General features: G+C 63.2%; 13 protein-coding genes. 6 read left to right on the top strand and 7 right to left on the bottom strand.

The annotated features are described in order from the left end of the window. Positions 1–70 precede the first annotated feature (70 nt). Entirely contained in the window at positions 71–535 is a 465-nt protein-coding gene (locus AB8A50_RS13210; protein WP_068734214.1) for an Lrp/AsnC ligand binding domain-containing protein, read from the top strand. A 140-nt stretch (positions 536–675) separates the two neighbouring features. Further along, positions 676–1284: a hypothetical protein gene (locus tag AB8A50_RS13205; RefSeq protein ID WP_439064563.1), complete on the top strand. Its 609-nt coding sequence runs from the start codon at positions 676–678 to the stop codon at positions 1282–1284. 281 nt (positions 1285–1565) lie between these two features. On the opposite strand, the gene AB8A50_RS13200 is transcribed toward AB8A50_RS13205, so the two are convergent. From AB8A50_RS13200 to AB8A50_RS13190, 3 genes are all read right to left on the bottom strand, one after another. Further along, positions 1566–1766, bottom strand: coding sequence for a cold-shock protein (locus AB8A50_RS13200; protein ID WP_068734210.1), 201 nt, complete (start codon positions 1764–1766; stop codon positions 1566–1568). A 322-nt stretch (positions 1767–2088) separates the two neighbouring features. After that, the gene (locus AB8A50_RS13195; RefSeq protein ID WP_089265306.1) at positions 2089–2334 is read right to left on the bottom strand and encodes a hypothetical protein; all 246 of its coding nucleotides are present in this window, start codon (positions 2332–2334) and stop codon (positions 2089–2091) included. 166 nt (positions 2335–2500) lie between these two features. Beyond that, a complete protein-coding gene (locus AB8A50_RS13190) occupies positions 2501–4261 on the bottom strand; it encodes an adenylate/guanylate cyclase domain-containing protein (RefSeq protein ID WP_439077927.1) in 1761 nt (586 codons plus the stop codon). A 119-nt stretch (positions 4262–4380) separates the two neighbouring features. Here AB8A50_RS13190 and AB8A50_RS13185 point away from each other — a divergent pair, with 119 nt between their 5' ends. Then, positions 4381–5979, top strand: a complete 1599-nt coding sequence (locus AB8A50_RS13185; protein WP_439077926.1) for a glycosyltransferase family 39 protein — start codon at positions 4381–4383, stop codon at positions 5977–5979. On the opposite strand, the gene AB8A50_RS13180 is transcribed toward AB8A50_RS13185, so the two are convergent. Beyond that, complete coding sequence (locus AB8A50_RS13180; protein WP_439077925.1) at positions 5961–6704, bottom strand: ArsR/SmtB family transcription factor; 744 nt, start codon at positions 6702–6704, stop codon at positions 5961–5963. The genes AB8A50_RS13185 and AB8A50_RS13180 overlap by 19 nt on opposite strands. A gap of 147 nt (positions 6705–6851) precedes the next feature. Between AB8A50_RS13180 and AB8A50_RS13175 the strand changes: the two genes are divergently transcribed. Continuing rightward, complete coding sequence (locus AB8A50_RS13175; RefSeq protein ID WP_439077924.1) at positions 6852–7244, top strand: RidA family protein; 393 nt, start codon at positions 6852–6854, stop codon at positions 7242–7244. A 12-nt stretch (positions 7245–7256) separates the two neighbouring features. Here the strand turns inward: AB8A50_RS13175 and AB8A50_RS13170 are convergent, their stop codons facing one another. Continuing rightward, positions 7257–8291 (bottom strand): YcjF family protein, encoded by a 1035-nt coding sequence (locus AB8A50_RS13170; RefSeq protein ID WP_093756717.1) that lies wholly within the window; start codon positions 8289–8291, stop codon positions 7257–7259. Beyond that, entirely contained in the window at positions 8288–9751 is a 1464-nt protein-coding gene (locus tag AB8A50_RS13165) for a YcjX family protein (RefSeq protein WP_439077923.1), read from the bottom strand. Before AB8A50_RS13165 ends, AB8A50_RS13170 begins: the two co-directional genes overlap by 4 nt. 224 nt (positions 9752–9975) lie before the next feature. Here AB8A50_RS13165 and trhA point away from each other — a divergent pair, with 224 nt between their 5' ends. Next, positions 9976–10674 carry a PAQR family membrane homeostasis protein TrhA gene (trhA, locus tag AB8A50_RS13160; protein WP_089265299.1) on the top strand — a complete coding sequence of 233 codons (699 nt, stop codon included), beginning with the start codon at positions 9976–9978 and terminating at the stop codon, positions 10672–10674. Between the two features lie 46 nt (positions 10675–10720). Further along, on the top strand, positions 10721–11518 hold the full coding sequence (locus AB8A50_RS13155; protein WP_439077922.1) for an SDR family oxidoreductase: 798 nt from the start codon (positions 10721–10723) through the stop codon (positions 11516–11518). 253 nt (positions 11519–11771) lie between these two features. Here AB8A50_RS13155 and AB8A50_RS13150 read toward each other — a convergent pair whose 3' ends face one another. Beyond that, entirely contained in the window at positions 11772–14114 is a 2343-nt protein-coding gene (locus tag AB8A50_RS13150) for a molybdopterin guanine dinucleotide-containing S/N-oxide reductase (protein WP_439077921.1), read from the bottom strand. Between the last annotated feature and the right edge of the window lie 7 nt (positions 14115–14121).

Raw genomic sequence — 14121 nt, 5'->3', positions numbered from 1 at the left:
CCGTAGTTCGATAGGAGATATCGGAATTTTACCTTAGATAATCCGGAAATGATCGTGCTATACACCCGATATGAGCGATATCGACAAGATTGACCGGAAAATCCTCGCCGTCCTGCAGGCTGACGGCCGAATCGCCAATGTCGAGCTGGCCGAGAAGGTCGGCCTGTCCCCAACCTCGATCGGCGAGCGGTTGAAGCGGCTGCAGCGCGACGGCTATATCGAAGGCTATGGCGCGCGGCTCAATCCGCAGATGCTCGGCCTTGGCCTGCTGGTGTTCGTCGAGGTGCTGCTCGACAAGACAACACCAGATGTGTTCGAGCGCTTCGCCCGCGCCGTGAGGCTCGCGCCGGAAGTGCTGGAGTGCCACATGGTGGCGGGTGGTTTCGATTATCTGGTGAAGGCGCGTGTCGCCGACATGAGCGCGTATCGTCGCTTTCTTGGCGAGAGCCTGCTGGCGCTGCCCGGCGTGCGCGAGAGCCGCACTTACGCGGTCATGGAAGAAGTGAAGCGCGACGCACCGCTGCCGGTTGGATAGCGAGCCGGGATAACGCCACCGTTGTCTTGCCGTTGCCTTGGCAGCCCGAAAGCGCTGCGTTAGGTTTCCGCGCGTTTCTCTCGGAGCAAATCATGCGGGCAGGCCAGTTCAATCTTCGTGTCGCCGATTTTCGTATTCTGATGGCGGCAGGTGTCATCGCAGTGACCGGCCTGTTCTCGATGTCGCATGCGCGCGCGATCGAAATGTCCCGCGAGGTCAGCGATCTCTACACGTCGGTGTCGATCTACCCGCCATCCGCCGGTTCCATGACCATCTGCTACGGCTTCGTCTGCCGGCGTCGCCACGCCTTCGATTTTACGCCTGCCGACAGGGCTGCGCTCACCAAGCTTCTCGCCGCGGGCAAGGGGTCGGCCGCGGCGGAACGCGCTGCCGTGCAGAAGGCGGTGGTGTGGTGGGACCGCCGCGTCGGCCCGGTGCTCGGCACCGACAAGCGGATCGCCAATGCGGATTTCCGTTATTTCGACGACAAGCATAATTTCGATTGCTGGGACACGACGCGCAATGTCACCAGCCTGCTGTTGATCATCCAGGACTGGGGTTTGCTCAAGCATCACACGGTGGGCAATCCGCGCTATCGCGGCAATGCGCTGGTGCTGCAGACGCCGCACAATACCGCCGTGCTGCTGGACCGCGCAACAGGCACCGAATGGGTGGTCGACATGTGGACGCGCGGCTATGCGCAGCTCCCGGACGTCAAGCCGGCCGATCAGTGGGTCAAGGAAAACTGAAGCAGGGAATGGAGCGCCGTCGCGTCGCTGGGGCGTGCGTCACGTCAACTGGCGGCTCTAAGGAGCGGACCTTACAAAGATCTCAGCTCGGACTTTTGGAGTTAGGCTAGAGCGCACACCGCGGATCGAATTAGCGCAATCCTGCGTGAAACTGATTGCGTTGCAGGAGAGGTGCCCCTTTGGAGGAAACCGCTCGTGCCGAATGCGCTCTACATTGTTGAGGCGTGATCTGGAAAACTTCGGGGAAGCAGCCGGATCACACTGGTATCAAACCAGATGTATCAGACCTTGAGGTTCTCAGCCGAGGTCTTGCCGCGGTTGGCAACTTCCTCGAATTCAACGGTCTGTCCTTCGTTCAGTGTCGAAAGGCCAGCCTTCTCAACTGCCGAAATATGAACGAACACGTCCTTGCCGCCATTCGCCGGCTGGATGAATCCATAACCCTTCGTCGGGTTGAACCACTTCACAGTGCCTTTAGTCATCACGTCGTCTCCGCGGGATCAAAATCGATAACGAACTGCCGGTCCCCGCAAACCGGCATATCCGACATGCGCACGTTACCCGCGGATTGCCAAGCTTGATAGCTCAAACGGCGTGCAGAAATCGTCCAAACCGACCGTTATCTGTCCAATTTGCCGGGATTCGTCGCTATTCAGGATGTTTCCGACGCGGCGGAAGGTCGCAAAAGTAGAGTGCCGGGTTCGGTCGCAATACGACCATGCGTTGTCGCCTGCACGCTGGTGATATCGCTGCAATGCAAAACCCCGGCCGAGGTGGCCGGGGTTCGCAGCCCTCATGCGAGGATTAGTAGCAGACGTTAACCGTGCGCCAGCGCAGGCCGTAGGGCGTCATCACGCGGCGGCTCACATAGCACCCACCGCCGCCACCGACATAGCCAATGCCGAAAGTGGGGCCGTAGAAGCCGCCGCCATGGAAGTGGTGGTGATGGCCATGCCAACCCCAGCCATGGGCCGATGCGGTGGATGGCGTCAGCGCCATCGCGCCGAGGGAAGCTGCAGCAACAAATGCGAGTGCGAGTTTGCGAAACATGGTCGTTCTCCTTCAGTGATGCGCGAAGCGCTGGTTGCGGGATCTGTCTGTTCGATCCATCGCAAATTCGTCGCATCGATTTCGGAGCGGGTTCGAAGAAATTCTGTAGGAATTTTCTGAATGCCTGTTCAGGCAGGCAAAGCGTGTGCGCCCTGCAGGAACAGCGTTAAAGCGCGGAAACCATGTCGCTGGTAACGAGAGACGAAAGCACCTTCGCATCTGTGATCGTGCGTACATTCATCGGCGCGGCACGGCCGCGGATCGCGACGTCCTGTTGTGGCAGCGCGTCACCCGCGAGGCCTGCAGTGGTGCTTACTTCTTCGGAGATGATGACTTCGCAAGCGAGGCTCTTGGTCATGTCCTGCAGGCGTGCAGCGACATTGACCGCATCGCCGAGTGCGGTGAACACCATGTGGTCGCGATAGCCGATATCGCCGACGATGACTTCGCCGCCGTGAATGCCGATGCCGAAACGCAGCGGCTGCGGCAGGTCATGGGCGAGGGCGCGATTGAGTTCCTCGATATTCTCGGCAATGAGCCGTGCAGCCTGCAGGGCCTGACGACACGCGGTCTGCGGATCGCAGGCGAGGCCGAACAGCGCCAGCTCGCCGTCGCCGATGAACTGGTTGGGCTTGCCGCCGCTTGCGATCACAGCTCGCGAGACGGCGTCGAGAAAGCGGTTGACGATGAACACCGTGTCGTAAGGCAGCCGCTTCTCGGCGAGCATGGTGGAGCCGCGCATGTCGACGAACATGCAGACGAGATAACGCTCCTGGCCGATCCGCGCCGGCTGCGATGCGTGCGCATTCGCGCTGGTCACTTGCGGGGCGAACAGTTGAACGAAGGCCACATCAGTTGTCGGCCGCAACTGGCAGGCCAGCCGGACCGCGGGATCTGCAGCGCCGCCGATCCTGCTCAGCACGAAGGCTTCGCGCGCGGAAGGTGCCGGCAATGTCTCGACACCGCTGGTGACGCGAATGCGGCACGTCGAACAGCGCGCGCGTCCGCCGCAGACGCTGGCATGCGGCACGCGATGACGCAGGCTCGCTTCCAGCACGCTGAGGCCGCGAGGGACGCGCAGCTTGCGACCGTCGCTATAGGACAGATTGATCATCCCGACGCGGCGCTCGACGACCACGCGGATGGCGCGGGCCGCGAGCACGATACCAAGCAGCGCGAGATAGCCGATCAGGAGATCGTCGGTGATGTCGCCCAGTGTCTGCTGCTGTGGAGCGGTGCCCATCCGGTCCGGGCCGAAATTCTCGGCCTGCCATTGCGGCGATGCCAGTTTGGCTTCGACCTCACGCTTGCCCTGGAAGATGCCAAGCAGCGCCAGTGTCGGGATCAGCACGGCAGCCGACAGAAGATAGGGCGCGAGGCTCTTGAAGCGTGCTTTCAGCCGCAGCCAGAAATACAATCCGATACACCCGTGTAGCCAGGAGACGACCACCACGAGATACATCGACCAGGTCTTCGCGGGCGAGGTGATCCAGCCATAGAACACCTGAGGGTAGCTGCGATTAATGTCGTACAGGTTTTCTCCCAGGCGGACGGCGACCACGTGGCCGACGATGAGTGCGGGAATGCTGAGCCCGAGGACCAGTTGCAGCGGCTCGACGGCTCGCCAGCGGAATTGCCGGCGTTCGAACAGCGCCCAGATGCCGAGCACGCCATGGATCGTCACCGCCGAATAGAAGGTCACGGCGACTGGAAAGAACTGCCAGAAGCCGGCATGGATGACGATGCCGGTCTGCAACGCGTCGAGCGAGATATTGCCAAGCGCGTGATTCAGAAAATGGCTGAGCAGATAGGTGAACAGCACCAGTCCGCAGACCAGCCTGACCTGGCGCAGCCCGATGCCGCGCCACCACGCAGTGGCGGGGGCCGTCCGGGGCAGGTTGCTGGCAGGATTGAGCGAGGCGTCCATGGCGAAACCCTACGGCGAGACGCGCTCCGATGCCATCCGGAGCGGCCTCCGGACAGACCTTATCCAGCAGTAAAGTCAACAAGTTGACAGCATGGCGAAGTCCGCCGAAAAGCTCGGCGATGACGTCTTTTCCCGACCCTTACCTCGATCGGAATGTGTCCCGCCGCGCCTTTTGGGTGATCGGCGCATTGCTTGTGGCGCTGACCGCGATGCGGCTGGTCTATGCCGGGCTGTTCGATCTGCGCACCGACGAGGCCTATTACTGGACCTGGTCGAAGGAGAGCGTGCTGTCATTCCTCGATCATCCGCCGATGATCTCATGGTTCATCCGTGCGGGCACGCTGATCTTCGGCGACACCAATTTCGGCGCGCGTTTCGCCGGTATCGTGGCGATGGCGGTGACGCAATTGCTGCTCGCCGACATCGTTCGCCGCGTCACGCAGGATCTGCGCGCGGTGCTGCTGGCGGTGCTGATGTCGGAAGCGGCGCTGTATTACGGATTGCTGATGGCCAAGGTCGCGCCGGACGTGGCGCTGATCCCGTTCGCCATGGCGATGCTGTGGTCGCTGCTGCGGCTGGCCGAAAGCCATGACGGACGCTGGTGGCTCGCGGCCGGTGTCTTCGGCGGTCTCGCGCTGCTGTCGAAACTCACGGTGGTGATGTTCGTGCCAGGCATTCTCGCTTTCATGCTGGTGCCGGAATGGCGCGGGCGCTGGCTGCGCAGCCCATATCCTTGGCTGGCCGTGCTGATCGCACTGGCGATCTCGTCGCCGGTCCTGATCTGGAATGCCGGTCATGACTGGGCATCGTTCAGGTTCCAGTTCATCCGAGCCACCACGAACAACGAGGTGTCGCTACGCACGCTCGGTGATTTTCTCGGTCTGCAGTTCGGTCAGGTCGGCTTCATCCTGATGCCGGTCATTCTCTCCGCGGTTGTCGTCACGGCATGGCGTGGCTATCGCCGCCGCGAACCGGTCGCGATCCTGCTCGCCACCTGTGTATTGGTGCCGTTCCTTTTCTTTGCATGGAAGTCGCTGACCCTGCGTGTCGGCGATACCTGGCCGATGTTCCTGTGGCCCGCCGGCATCGCTGCGGCGGCGATCAACCTGACGAAGCTCGCGGGCGACGGCTGGTCGCAGCGCATGGTGCGTGCCTCCTATGGCTGGAGCATCGCCGCCATCGCCACCGGCATTCCGCTGGTGGTGCTGGTCTTCCTCTATAGCGTGGCCGCGCCGTGGAACCTGATCGGCAAGAACGATCCGCTCGGCGGCGAGGGCGGCTATCAGGTGCTGGCCGACCGCGCACTGGCTGAGATGAAGACCACCGGCGCCACCTGGATCGCGACGACCGACTACCGCACCTATGCGATGCTGCGCTGGCATCTGAAAGACAAGGTGCCGGTGGTGCAGGTCAACGAGCGCGCCAGATTTATCGGTTTTCGCGATCCCGGCATGGACAGAATTAAGGGGCTCACTGGACTCTACATCGCGCAGACCGCGGACAACCAGCGCCCGCTGCTGGCGACGACGAGTGCAGTGCTCACGCCTGTTGCTGAAGTCGATACCATGTGGCGCGGCACGGCGATGAAGCACTATGCGATCGACAAGCTCACCGGCTGGACGCCTGACCTGACGCCGAAGCCTGATACGCCGTTCTATCGCTGGCCGGCGCTGGCGGGGATGTCTGTGCCGTCACACATTCAGCTTGCGGCGCGCTGAGGACTCTCTCCCGGCTGACGAGGCGAAAGCAGGTCGCGACTGGCGCCTGCGATGTCCAGATCGACACCAAATGTCTCTTTCAATTCAACCTTGCCGGCATCCGTTACTTTAAAGGCGCGGGTCGCGCCCGTTCGCGCAACCCATCCGAGTTCCAGAAACCGCCGTTGGAGCTCGGCGCCGACCAATCCACCCACATGATAGCGCCGCTCGCTCCAGTCCAGACAGGCCCGGCAGAAGATGCGCTTACTGCGACGGTCGGTTTCAAGCCTGGCTCCGAAGTCGCAGAGGAAGCGGTGGCCTGCGTCGGTAAGGACCCCGCCATCTGCGCTCAGATGCATGTAGTCTCGTGCGATCAACGCGTCAGCGACCGCAACGCCCAACCGTCCGGCCATGTGATCGTAGCAACTGCGTGCAAGGCACAACGCTTCATCGCGCGCAGAACGCGGTCGATGCCTCGGTGGCATTTCCAGGGCCGCGACGGCGATCATACTTTCCAGCATCTGGGCCACGAGCGATGATGTGATCCGATAGTAACGAAACCGTCCGCTCGGTGTCACCGATATCAATCGCGCGTTGAGCAGCTGAGCCAAATGTTCGCTCGCGGTGGGGCGGGATATCCGAGCCTGAAACGCCAGCTCGGTTGCCGTGAGCGCCTGACCTCCCATGAGTGCCGCAAGCATGGTCGCGCGCGCAGTGTCGCCAACCAGCGCTGCGACTTCGACCATGTTTGCGGAGGCGACCATATCCCAGCGTAGCGGCTCGCCGGATAATTCGCCACTCCCGTCGGTTCGGCCGGCGCCGAACCAATTGGCCCGGCACCGGCCGTCCCCCGTGCGATGATGCGATCAATAATGGCAGCCGGGAGCGGAAACATGCAGGCACAGTTCATTCGCGTCGAACCGTTCTCATCCTATTTCGAGGCACGAAAGGTTCCTGTCGCGCCGGCCGTGCGCTATGGCGATCTCGTCTATGTCTCGCAATTGCCGCCCTATGATCCCGAGAGCGGGGAGATCAGGCGCTTCCCGCTGGAGCGGCAGATCGAGATTGTCCTCGATCAGATGGCGCTGTGCCTTACGGCTGCGGGCTCATCGATCGACAGGGTGATCAAGTGCAACGTCTATTGCACGGGGGCCGATCAGTTCGAAACCATCAATCGGGTTTATGCGCGTTACTTCTCTGCGGATCCGCCGGCGCGCGGCTTTTTCATCGTTGCAGGGTGGCATGGCCCGTTCGACGTTGAGGTCGACTGCGTGGCAGCGGTCTAGAAGTCGTGCGGATTACGTATTCTCTTCTCCGTCGCGCTTGCGCAGCAGATCCTTCGCGAGATCGCCAAGCTGCGGGCGTGGCAGCGCCGTGAACGGCAATGGCCGCGTCACGTCGATGGCGGCGAGACCCAGGCGGGCAGTGAGCAGGCCATTGAGTACGCCTTCGCCGAGCCGCTGCGAGAGTTTCGCGGCGATGCCGTGGCCGAGCACCTGCTGGATCATGCTGTCGCTGGCGGCCATGCCGCCGGTGATGGCGAGATGGCTGATGGCATGACGCATCAGCGTGATCATGCCCAGCGTTCCCGGCCGGCCGCCATAGAGTTTTGCGAGTTGGCGCACCAGCCGGATCGCAGCCGCAGCGACGAACAGGACATCGACCACCGCGCGCGGGCTGACGGCGGTCACCACCGAGACGCGTTGCGCGGCGACCGAGACGAGGCGACGCGCTTCGATGTCGAGCGGGCTCATCAATTCACGTTCGGCCACGCGAATGAGATCGGCACCGTCGATGATATCATCGGCATGGCCCTGCAGGGCCGTGCGCGCGCGGGCGAGGCGCGGATTGGTGTGGGCGAGTTTCAGCAGATCGGCGAGCACAGCGCGGCTCTCGGCATGGTCGTCGCTGGCGATCACGGCCAGCGCGCGGGCATGCAGCTTCTCGATGGTGGCGAGCCGCATCAGGCTCAGCGCCTCGCGTGCGATGATGGCGATCAGCGCGATGCTGACCAGCGCGGCGAAGCCGAGGCCGAGAAAGCCGAGGCCGTCATTGATCGCGAACAGGTCGCGGACCAGCTGCGTGACGCCGAGACCCGTGCCGAGCAGCACGAGGCCGCCGAGTCCGGTCCAGAACAGGGTGCCCCAGCGGAAGCCTGATCGCACGGGTCGTAGCGGCTCGTCGATGACGACGGGCATCGCCATCGGATCGGCCTCGGGCGTGATGCGGATGGTGCCGCGGGCGAGGCGGCCGGCATCCTCGTCGGCGTCCATCACCGTGACATGGGGATCGTCGAGCCGGAACGTTGCCGGGCGGCGCGTACGGTCGGTCATTGCAGCCTGTCTCCGATCAGGAACTGGAGCGCGCGGTCGAGGCGGATGTGAGGCAGCGCCGGCTCCTCGCCGCCATCGCGCGTGAGGAGCGGCGGGCGGAAGCGCAGGAAGCGATAGTCGGCCTTGTCGGCGGCGTCTGTCGAGAGGCCCTTGAAAGAACCGCCGGCGAACAAGCCATCGAGATCGGTCGGCAGATCGCCAGGAAAGGTCGCGACTTCGGTCTCGCCGTCGAAGGTCTCGCCATTGGCGACCTCGCCGGCGGCCGGCGTGCCCAGGATCGACGGCAGCTTGTCGCGGCCGCGTTGCACCAGCGCTTCCTTGGTGGCGCGGACGGCGGCGATGGCGACCACATCCACGGATGCGCCGGCGAGTTCCGAGCGAGACACGGCCTTGGTCACGGTTCGCCGCAGCACGTCTTCCAGCCGATCGTGGCTGAGATGATGGAGATGATCGGCCTTGGTCGCCGCAAACAGGATGCGATCGACGCGCGGGCGGAATAGCGTGCTGAGGATCGTGCTGCGGCCGATGCGGAAACAATCGAGAATGCCGGCGAGGGCAGCTTCGAGATCGTGCAGCGCTTCGGGTCCCGCGTTGAAGGCGGAGAGCGCATCGACGAGTACGATTTGCCGATCCAGCCTGGAGAAGTGATCGCGAAAGAATGGGCGGACGACCACATCCTTATAGGCTTCATAGCGCCGCTTCATCATCGCCCACAGCGAACCATCCGTTGCGCTGCCATCGCTGGCGACGTCGAGTGGCGCAAAGGTGAGCGCCGGCGAGCCCGCGAGATTGCCCGGCATCAAAAACCGGCCCGGTGGCAGTAGGCTCATGGCGAAGCGTTCGTCGCGGCAGGCGCGCAGATAGTCGGTGAAGAGTTTTGCTGCGATCAGCGTCGCCTGCTCGTTCTCCGGTGCATTGGGATCGAGCGTGGCAAGATGCGCGTGAAACGCCGCAGCCAGCGCCGCGCGCGGTCCCTGCCGCGATAGCGCAAGGCTCTCCGCCGACCATTCCTCATAGCTCTTGCCCAGTAGCGGCAGATCCAGCAGCCATTCGCCGGGATAGTCGACGATGTCGAGGGTCAGCGTGCGGTCGGCGCCGCTCGTGCGCTGATAGTCGATGACCAGACGCAGCTCGCTGATATCGGTGGTGGAGTTCGGCCAGCGGCGGTCGTCGATCAGCGTGCGCAGATGCTCTTCATAGGCGAACCGGGGAACGGCATCGTCGGGCTGCGGCGCGAGACGCGCCTTGGCGATGCGTCCGGTGGCGAGCGACTCGAAGACGGGAAAGCGTCCGCCGCGCGTCAGGCCATGCACCAGCGCGGTAATGAAGACCGTCTTGCCGGCGCGCGACAGGCCTGTGACCCCAAGCCGCACCGTGGGATTGAACAGACCATCGCCATAATCGAGCAATGCGCGCGCGGACAGCCGTGCTTCTTCGACGAGTTCGGACAGGCTGGGCATCGTGCGGGAAAGCTCATCATGGTGAATGGTGCGCGGGTGTTGGTCTGCCTCTAAAAATGGCGATTGTCTGACTGAAATCAAGTTCGTCACGAAAGCGTCGTTACTTCGTCGTTTGGCTTTCGTTGACGATCTCCAGCCTATGATCTATCGCTGATTTCAGGGGAAGTCACAGGCGGGCTTACGGGGCAAGCTCACCGCATCGCACCGGCCGGGTTGACGCCACCATGACCGTTTTCCGATTCAAAGAACTGACCAGCAATTCCGCCCACATGGTGGCCGGCGCGATCCGCTGGAATTACGACCGTGCCGAACTGATCGCCGACGGCATCGTTCACGGTCTCGGCGTGTTCTCCGGCCTGATCGCCGCCACGGTTCTCATCGTGCTCGCCGCCGTGTTTGCGACGGCCTATGAGGTCGTGACCGTCTCGGTCTATTCCGTCGGCCTGCTGGCAATGTTGGTGCTGTCGGCCATCTATAATATGTGGCCGGTGTCGCCGCGAAAATGGTTCCTGCGCCGCTTCGATCACTCCGCGATCTATTTGCTGATCGCCGCGACCTACACGCCGTTCTTCGCGCAGATCGCCAATACGCGGCTCGCGATCTCGCTGCTGGCCGGCGTGTGGAGCGTCGCTATCACCGGCATCGTCATCAAGCTCGTTTATCCCGGCCGTTTCGATCGCCTTGCGGTCGTGCTCTATCTCGCCATGGGCTGGAGCGGATTGATGGCCTATGACGCCGTGTTCACGCCGCTGCCGCCGCTCACCATGTGGTTCGTCGCCGCCGGCGGCACGCTGTATACGCTGGGCGTCGTATTCCACGCCTGGCAGCGGCTGCGTTTCCAGAACGCCATCTGGCACGCATTTGTCCTGCTCGGCGCCGCATGCCACTATACGGCCGTGCTCGACATGGTGCTGAGCACCTAAAGAAGTGCCGAGCACTTCAAGAAAATAAACGACAGGGGAGTGCGGCATGCAGGTGACCGGCAAGGTCGTCGTCGTGACCGGTGGCGCCAATGGCATCGGCCAGGCGCTATGCGAGACATTTCATAAAGCGGGTGCTGCGAAAGTCGTCGTCGTCGATCTCGACGGTGAGCGCGCGACCGCCGTTGCAGAGTCCATCGGCGGCGCCGCATTCCGATGCGATGTCGGCAAGGAAAAAGATATCCAGCATGTGATCGAACTGACCGAACGGCATTACGGGCCGATCGCGCTGTTCTGCTCCAATGCCGGTATCGGCGGCGGCTTCGATCCCATGAGTCCGAATGCCGGTGGCACATCGGATGAACCATGGGCGCAGAGCTGGGCGATCCATGTGATGGCGCATGTCTATGCGGCGCGACATCTGATCCCGCTCTACAAGGCACGTGGCGGCGGCTACTTCCTCAACACGATCTCGGCCGCGGGGCTCCTCTCACAAGTCGGCAGCCCGGCCTATTCGACCACCAAACATGCCGCGGTTGGCTTCGCCGAAAATCTGGCGATTTCACACCGGGCCGATAACATCAAGGTCTCGATCCTGTGCCCGCAGGGTGTCGACACCAATATGCTGAAGAACATTCCGAAGGGCCCGCAATCCAATGACGGCAACCTGTCGCCGGAGCAGGTGGCGCAGGATGCGCTCGCGGGGATCGAGGCGGAGACGTTCCTGATCCTGCCGCACAAGCAGGTGATCGACTACATGCGCAAGAAGACCGAGAACTACGACCGCTGGATCGGCGGCATGGCCAAGATCCAGGCGAAGATGCGGGAGACGTTTGGGACGAAGTGAGGGGCGGAGGGACTTCCTGAACCTCGCCCCGCATTTGCGGGGAGAGGTCGGCGCGCAGCGCCGGGTGAGGGGCATGGCACGCGGCTAGCCATACAGAAGCCCTCTCGGATCTCTCTGAATGATGCCGTGTGGTTCAAGGAATTTCACGGCCCGAGAGACTGGCGCTCTGGCGAATGTCGCGCGCGGCCCCTCACCCGCCGCGAAGACGCGGCGACCTCTCCCCGTAAAGAACGGGGAGAGGTTAGAAAGAGGACTACTCCGCCGCTTCCAGCTTCGGCGGGCGCGGCCAGATCACCGGGACCGGCGGATCATAGGCCTGGATCGGCGGCAGGTTGCCGGTGAACTTCTCGACATTCACCACCGTGAGCTGGCCGGTGCAGCCCTGCGCCAGGCGCGAGGTGCCGGTGTCCCTTGTCAGCACATTCGGATTGCCGTGCACGCAGAGCGGCTTCTCCTCGTTCGGATCCTCGGGATCGTAATAGGCGCCGGTCGGCAGCTGCACCACGCCGGCCATCACGTCCTCGGTGACGACGACGGAGGCGAGGCACGAACCGCGTTGGTTGAACAGCTTGATGATGTCGCCGTCCTTGATGCCGCGCACATCCGCATCGACCGGATGCATGCGGGCCACTTCGCGGCCGCGGCGCTTTTCTGCCGAACTATGCCCGCCGAAATCGAGCTGGCTGTGCAGTCGTGACGCCGGTTGGTTGGCGACGAGCTGCAGCGGATTGGTCGCATCGACCACGTCCTCCGGCGTGAGCCAGACGGGATGGCCGGGGCAGTCGTCGTAACCGAAGCTGGCGATGGTGTCGGACGTGATCTCGATCTTGCCGCTGGTGGTCGGCAGTGGCGTGCCCTCAGGGTCTTCCCGGAAGGCGCGCAGCGTGCCGCCGTCCAGCGGCAGCTGCGGCAGCATCACTTCGCCGGCCGCCCAGAAGGCATCGAAATCGGGCGCGTCGAGACCCTTGGCGACCAGGCCGTCATAGGTCGGCTGATAGAGATGCTTCAGCCATTCACGCGGCGTGCGGCCTTCGGTGAAAGCATCGGCGGCGCCGAGGCGTTCGGACAGGCCGGTGAAGATCGCGTAGTCGTCGCGCGCGTCGCCGAACGGCTCAGCCATCTGATGCATCGCCACCATCATCGAATCGGTTTGCGACGAGCCGATGTCCTCGCGCTCCAGCGACATGGTGCAGGGAAGCACGAAGTCGGCATGGCGTGCCGATGCGGTCCAGGCGAGGTCATGCACCACCAGCGTATCGACCTGCGCGAAGGCCTTGCGCAGGCGGTTGAGGTCCTGATGGTGATGGAACGGATTGCCGCCGGCCCAATAGACCAGCTTGATATCCGGATAGGTCATATGCGCGCCGTTATATTCGAACGGTGCGCCGGGATTGAGCAGCATGTCGCTGACGCGTGCCACTGGAATGAATTCGCTGACGCCGTTCTTGCCCTGCGGCAGGCCGGCGATCGGCACGGCGTTCTGGCGGCGTCCGTAATTGGCGATGGCGCCGAGCGCATAGCCGAAGCCGCCGCCGGGCAGGCCCGATTGTCCGAACATCGCCGACAGCACCGAAGCCATCCAGACCGGCTGCTCGCCATGCTTCGCACGCTGCAGCGAATGCGCGACCACGAACAGCGCGCGCTTGCCGGGCAGGCGCCGCGCCAACTTGAGAATAGCGTCGGCGGTGAGACCAGTGATCGCAGCGGCCCAGGCGGCGTCCTTCGGCTGCCCGTCGCTGCGGCCCATCAGATAGTCTTCGAAAGTATCCCAGCCATGGGTGTGGCTGTCGAGGAAGGCGCGATCATGGGTGCCGTCCATGACCGCGGTATGCGCGATGCCGAGCATCAGTGCCACGTCGGTGCCGGGACGCGCGGCGACCCAGTCCTGGTTCACTTCATCCGGCAGATCGCTCTTCAGCGGCGAGATCAGCACGAGTTCGCCACCACGCTTGCTCAGTGCGATCATGTCGCGATGTTCGGTGTGCTTGCTGATGCCGCCGCCGGCGACGCGCGAGTTCTTGGTGTTCATGCCGCCGAAGGCGAGAATGATATCGGTGTGCTCGACGATCTCGTCCCAGCCGATATTGCGGCGGGTCATGTCTTCATAGTTGCCGAGGATGTGCGGAATGAGAACTGTCGATGCGCCGGCCGAGTAGCTGTTGACCGAACGCACATAGCCGCCAAGCGCGACATTCAGAAAACGATGGATCTGACTCTGCGCATGATGGAAACGCCCCGCGCTCGACCAGCCATACGAGCCGCCATAGATCGCCTTGGCGCTGTAAGTATCCTTGACGCGCTTCAGCTCGCCGGCGAGCAGGTCGAGCACCTCGTCCCATTCCATCTCGACGAAAGCGTCACGGCCGCGACGCTCGTCCGGGCCCGGCCCATTCTCGAGCCAGCCACGGCGCACCATCGGCTTGGCGATGCGCGCCTTGTGGCGGAGCGCCTCGGGGAAATTCTGGATGATCGGATTCGGATCGGGATCGATCGGATGCGGTGTGATGACCAGCTTGCCGTCGACCCATTGTCCGGAAAAGGCACCCCAGTGGGAGCTGTGCGATTTCTTGGCGTTGTCGTTCGGCTGCTTGGTCATGCCGGCC

Source organism: Tardiphaga sp. 841_E9_N1_2 (genome assembly GCF_051811065.1).
Lineage (GTDB): Bacteria > Pseudomonadota > Alphaproteobacteria > Rhizobiales > Xanthobacteraceae > Tardiphaga > Tardiphaga robiniae.
This window is presented reverse-complemented; position numbering and strand designations above follow the sequence as displayed.

Coding starts and splice junctions, on each gene's coding strand:
- AB8A50_RS13210 (WP_068734214.1), top strand. CDS start 71: ATGAGCGATATCGACAAGATTGACCGGAAAATCCTCGCCGTCCTGCAG.
- AB8A50_RS13205 (WP_439064563.1), top strand. CDS start 676: ATGGCGGCAGGTGTCATCGCAGTGACCGGCCTGTTCTCGATGTCGCAT.
- AB8A50_RS13200 (WP_068734210.1), bottom strand. CDS start 1,766: ATGACTAAAGGCACTGTGAAGTGGTTCAACCCGACGAAGGGTTATGGA.
- AB8A50_RS13195 (WP_089265306.1), bottom strand. CDS start 2,334: ATGTTTCGCAAACTCGCACTCGCATTTGTTGCTGCAGCTTCCCTCGGC.
- AB8A50_RS13190 (WP_439077927.1), bottom strand. CDS start 4,261: ATGGACGCCTCGCTCAATCCTGCCAGCAACCTGCCCCGGACGGCCCCC.
- AB8A50_RS13185 (WP_439077926.1), top strand. CDS start 4,381: ATGACGTCTTTTCCCGACCCTTACCTCGATCGGAATGTGTCCCGCCGC.
- AB8A50_RS13180 (WP_439077925.1), bottom strand. CDS start 6,704: ATGGTCGAAGTCGCAGCGCTGGTTGGCGACACTGCGCGCGCGACCATG.
- AB8A50_RS13175 (WP_439077924.1), top strand. CDS start 6,852: ATGCAGGCACAGTTCATTCGCGTCGAACCGTTCTCATCCTATTTCGAG.
- AB8A50_RS13170 (WP_093756717.1), bottom strand. CDS start 8,291: ATGACCGACCGTACGCGCCGCCCGGCAACGTTCCGGCTCGACGATCCC.
- AB8A50_RS13165 (WP_439077923.1), bottom strand. CDS start 9,751: ATGCCCAGCCTGTCCGAACTCGTCGAAGAAGCACGGCTGTCCGCGCGC.
- trhA (WP_089265299.1), top strand. CDS start 9,976: ATGACCGTTTTCCGATTCAAAGAACTGACCAGCAATTCCGCCCACATG.
- AB8A50_RS13155 (WP_439077922.1), top strand. CDS start 10,721: ATGCAGGTGACCGGCAAGGTCGTCGTCGTGACCGGTGGCGCCAATGGC.
- AB8A50_RS13150 (WP_439077921.1), bottom strand. CDS start 14,114: ATGACCAAGCAGCCGAACGACAACGCCAAGAAATCGCACAGCTCCCAC.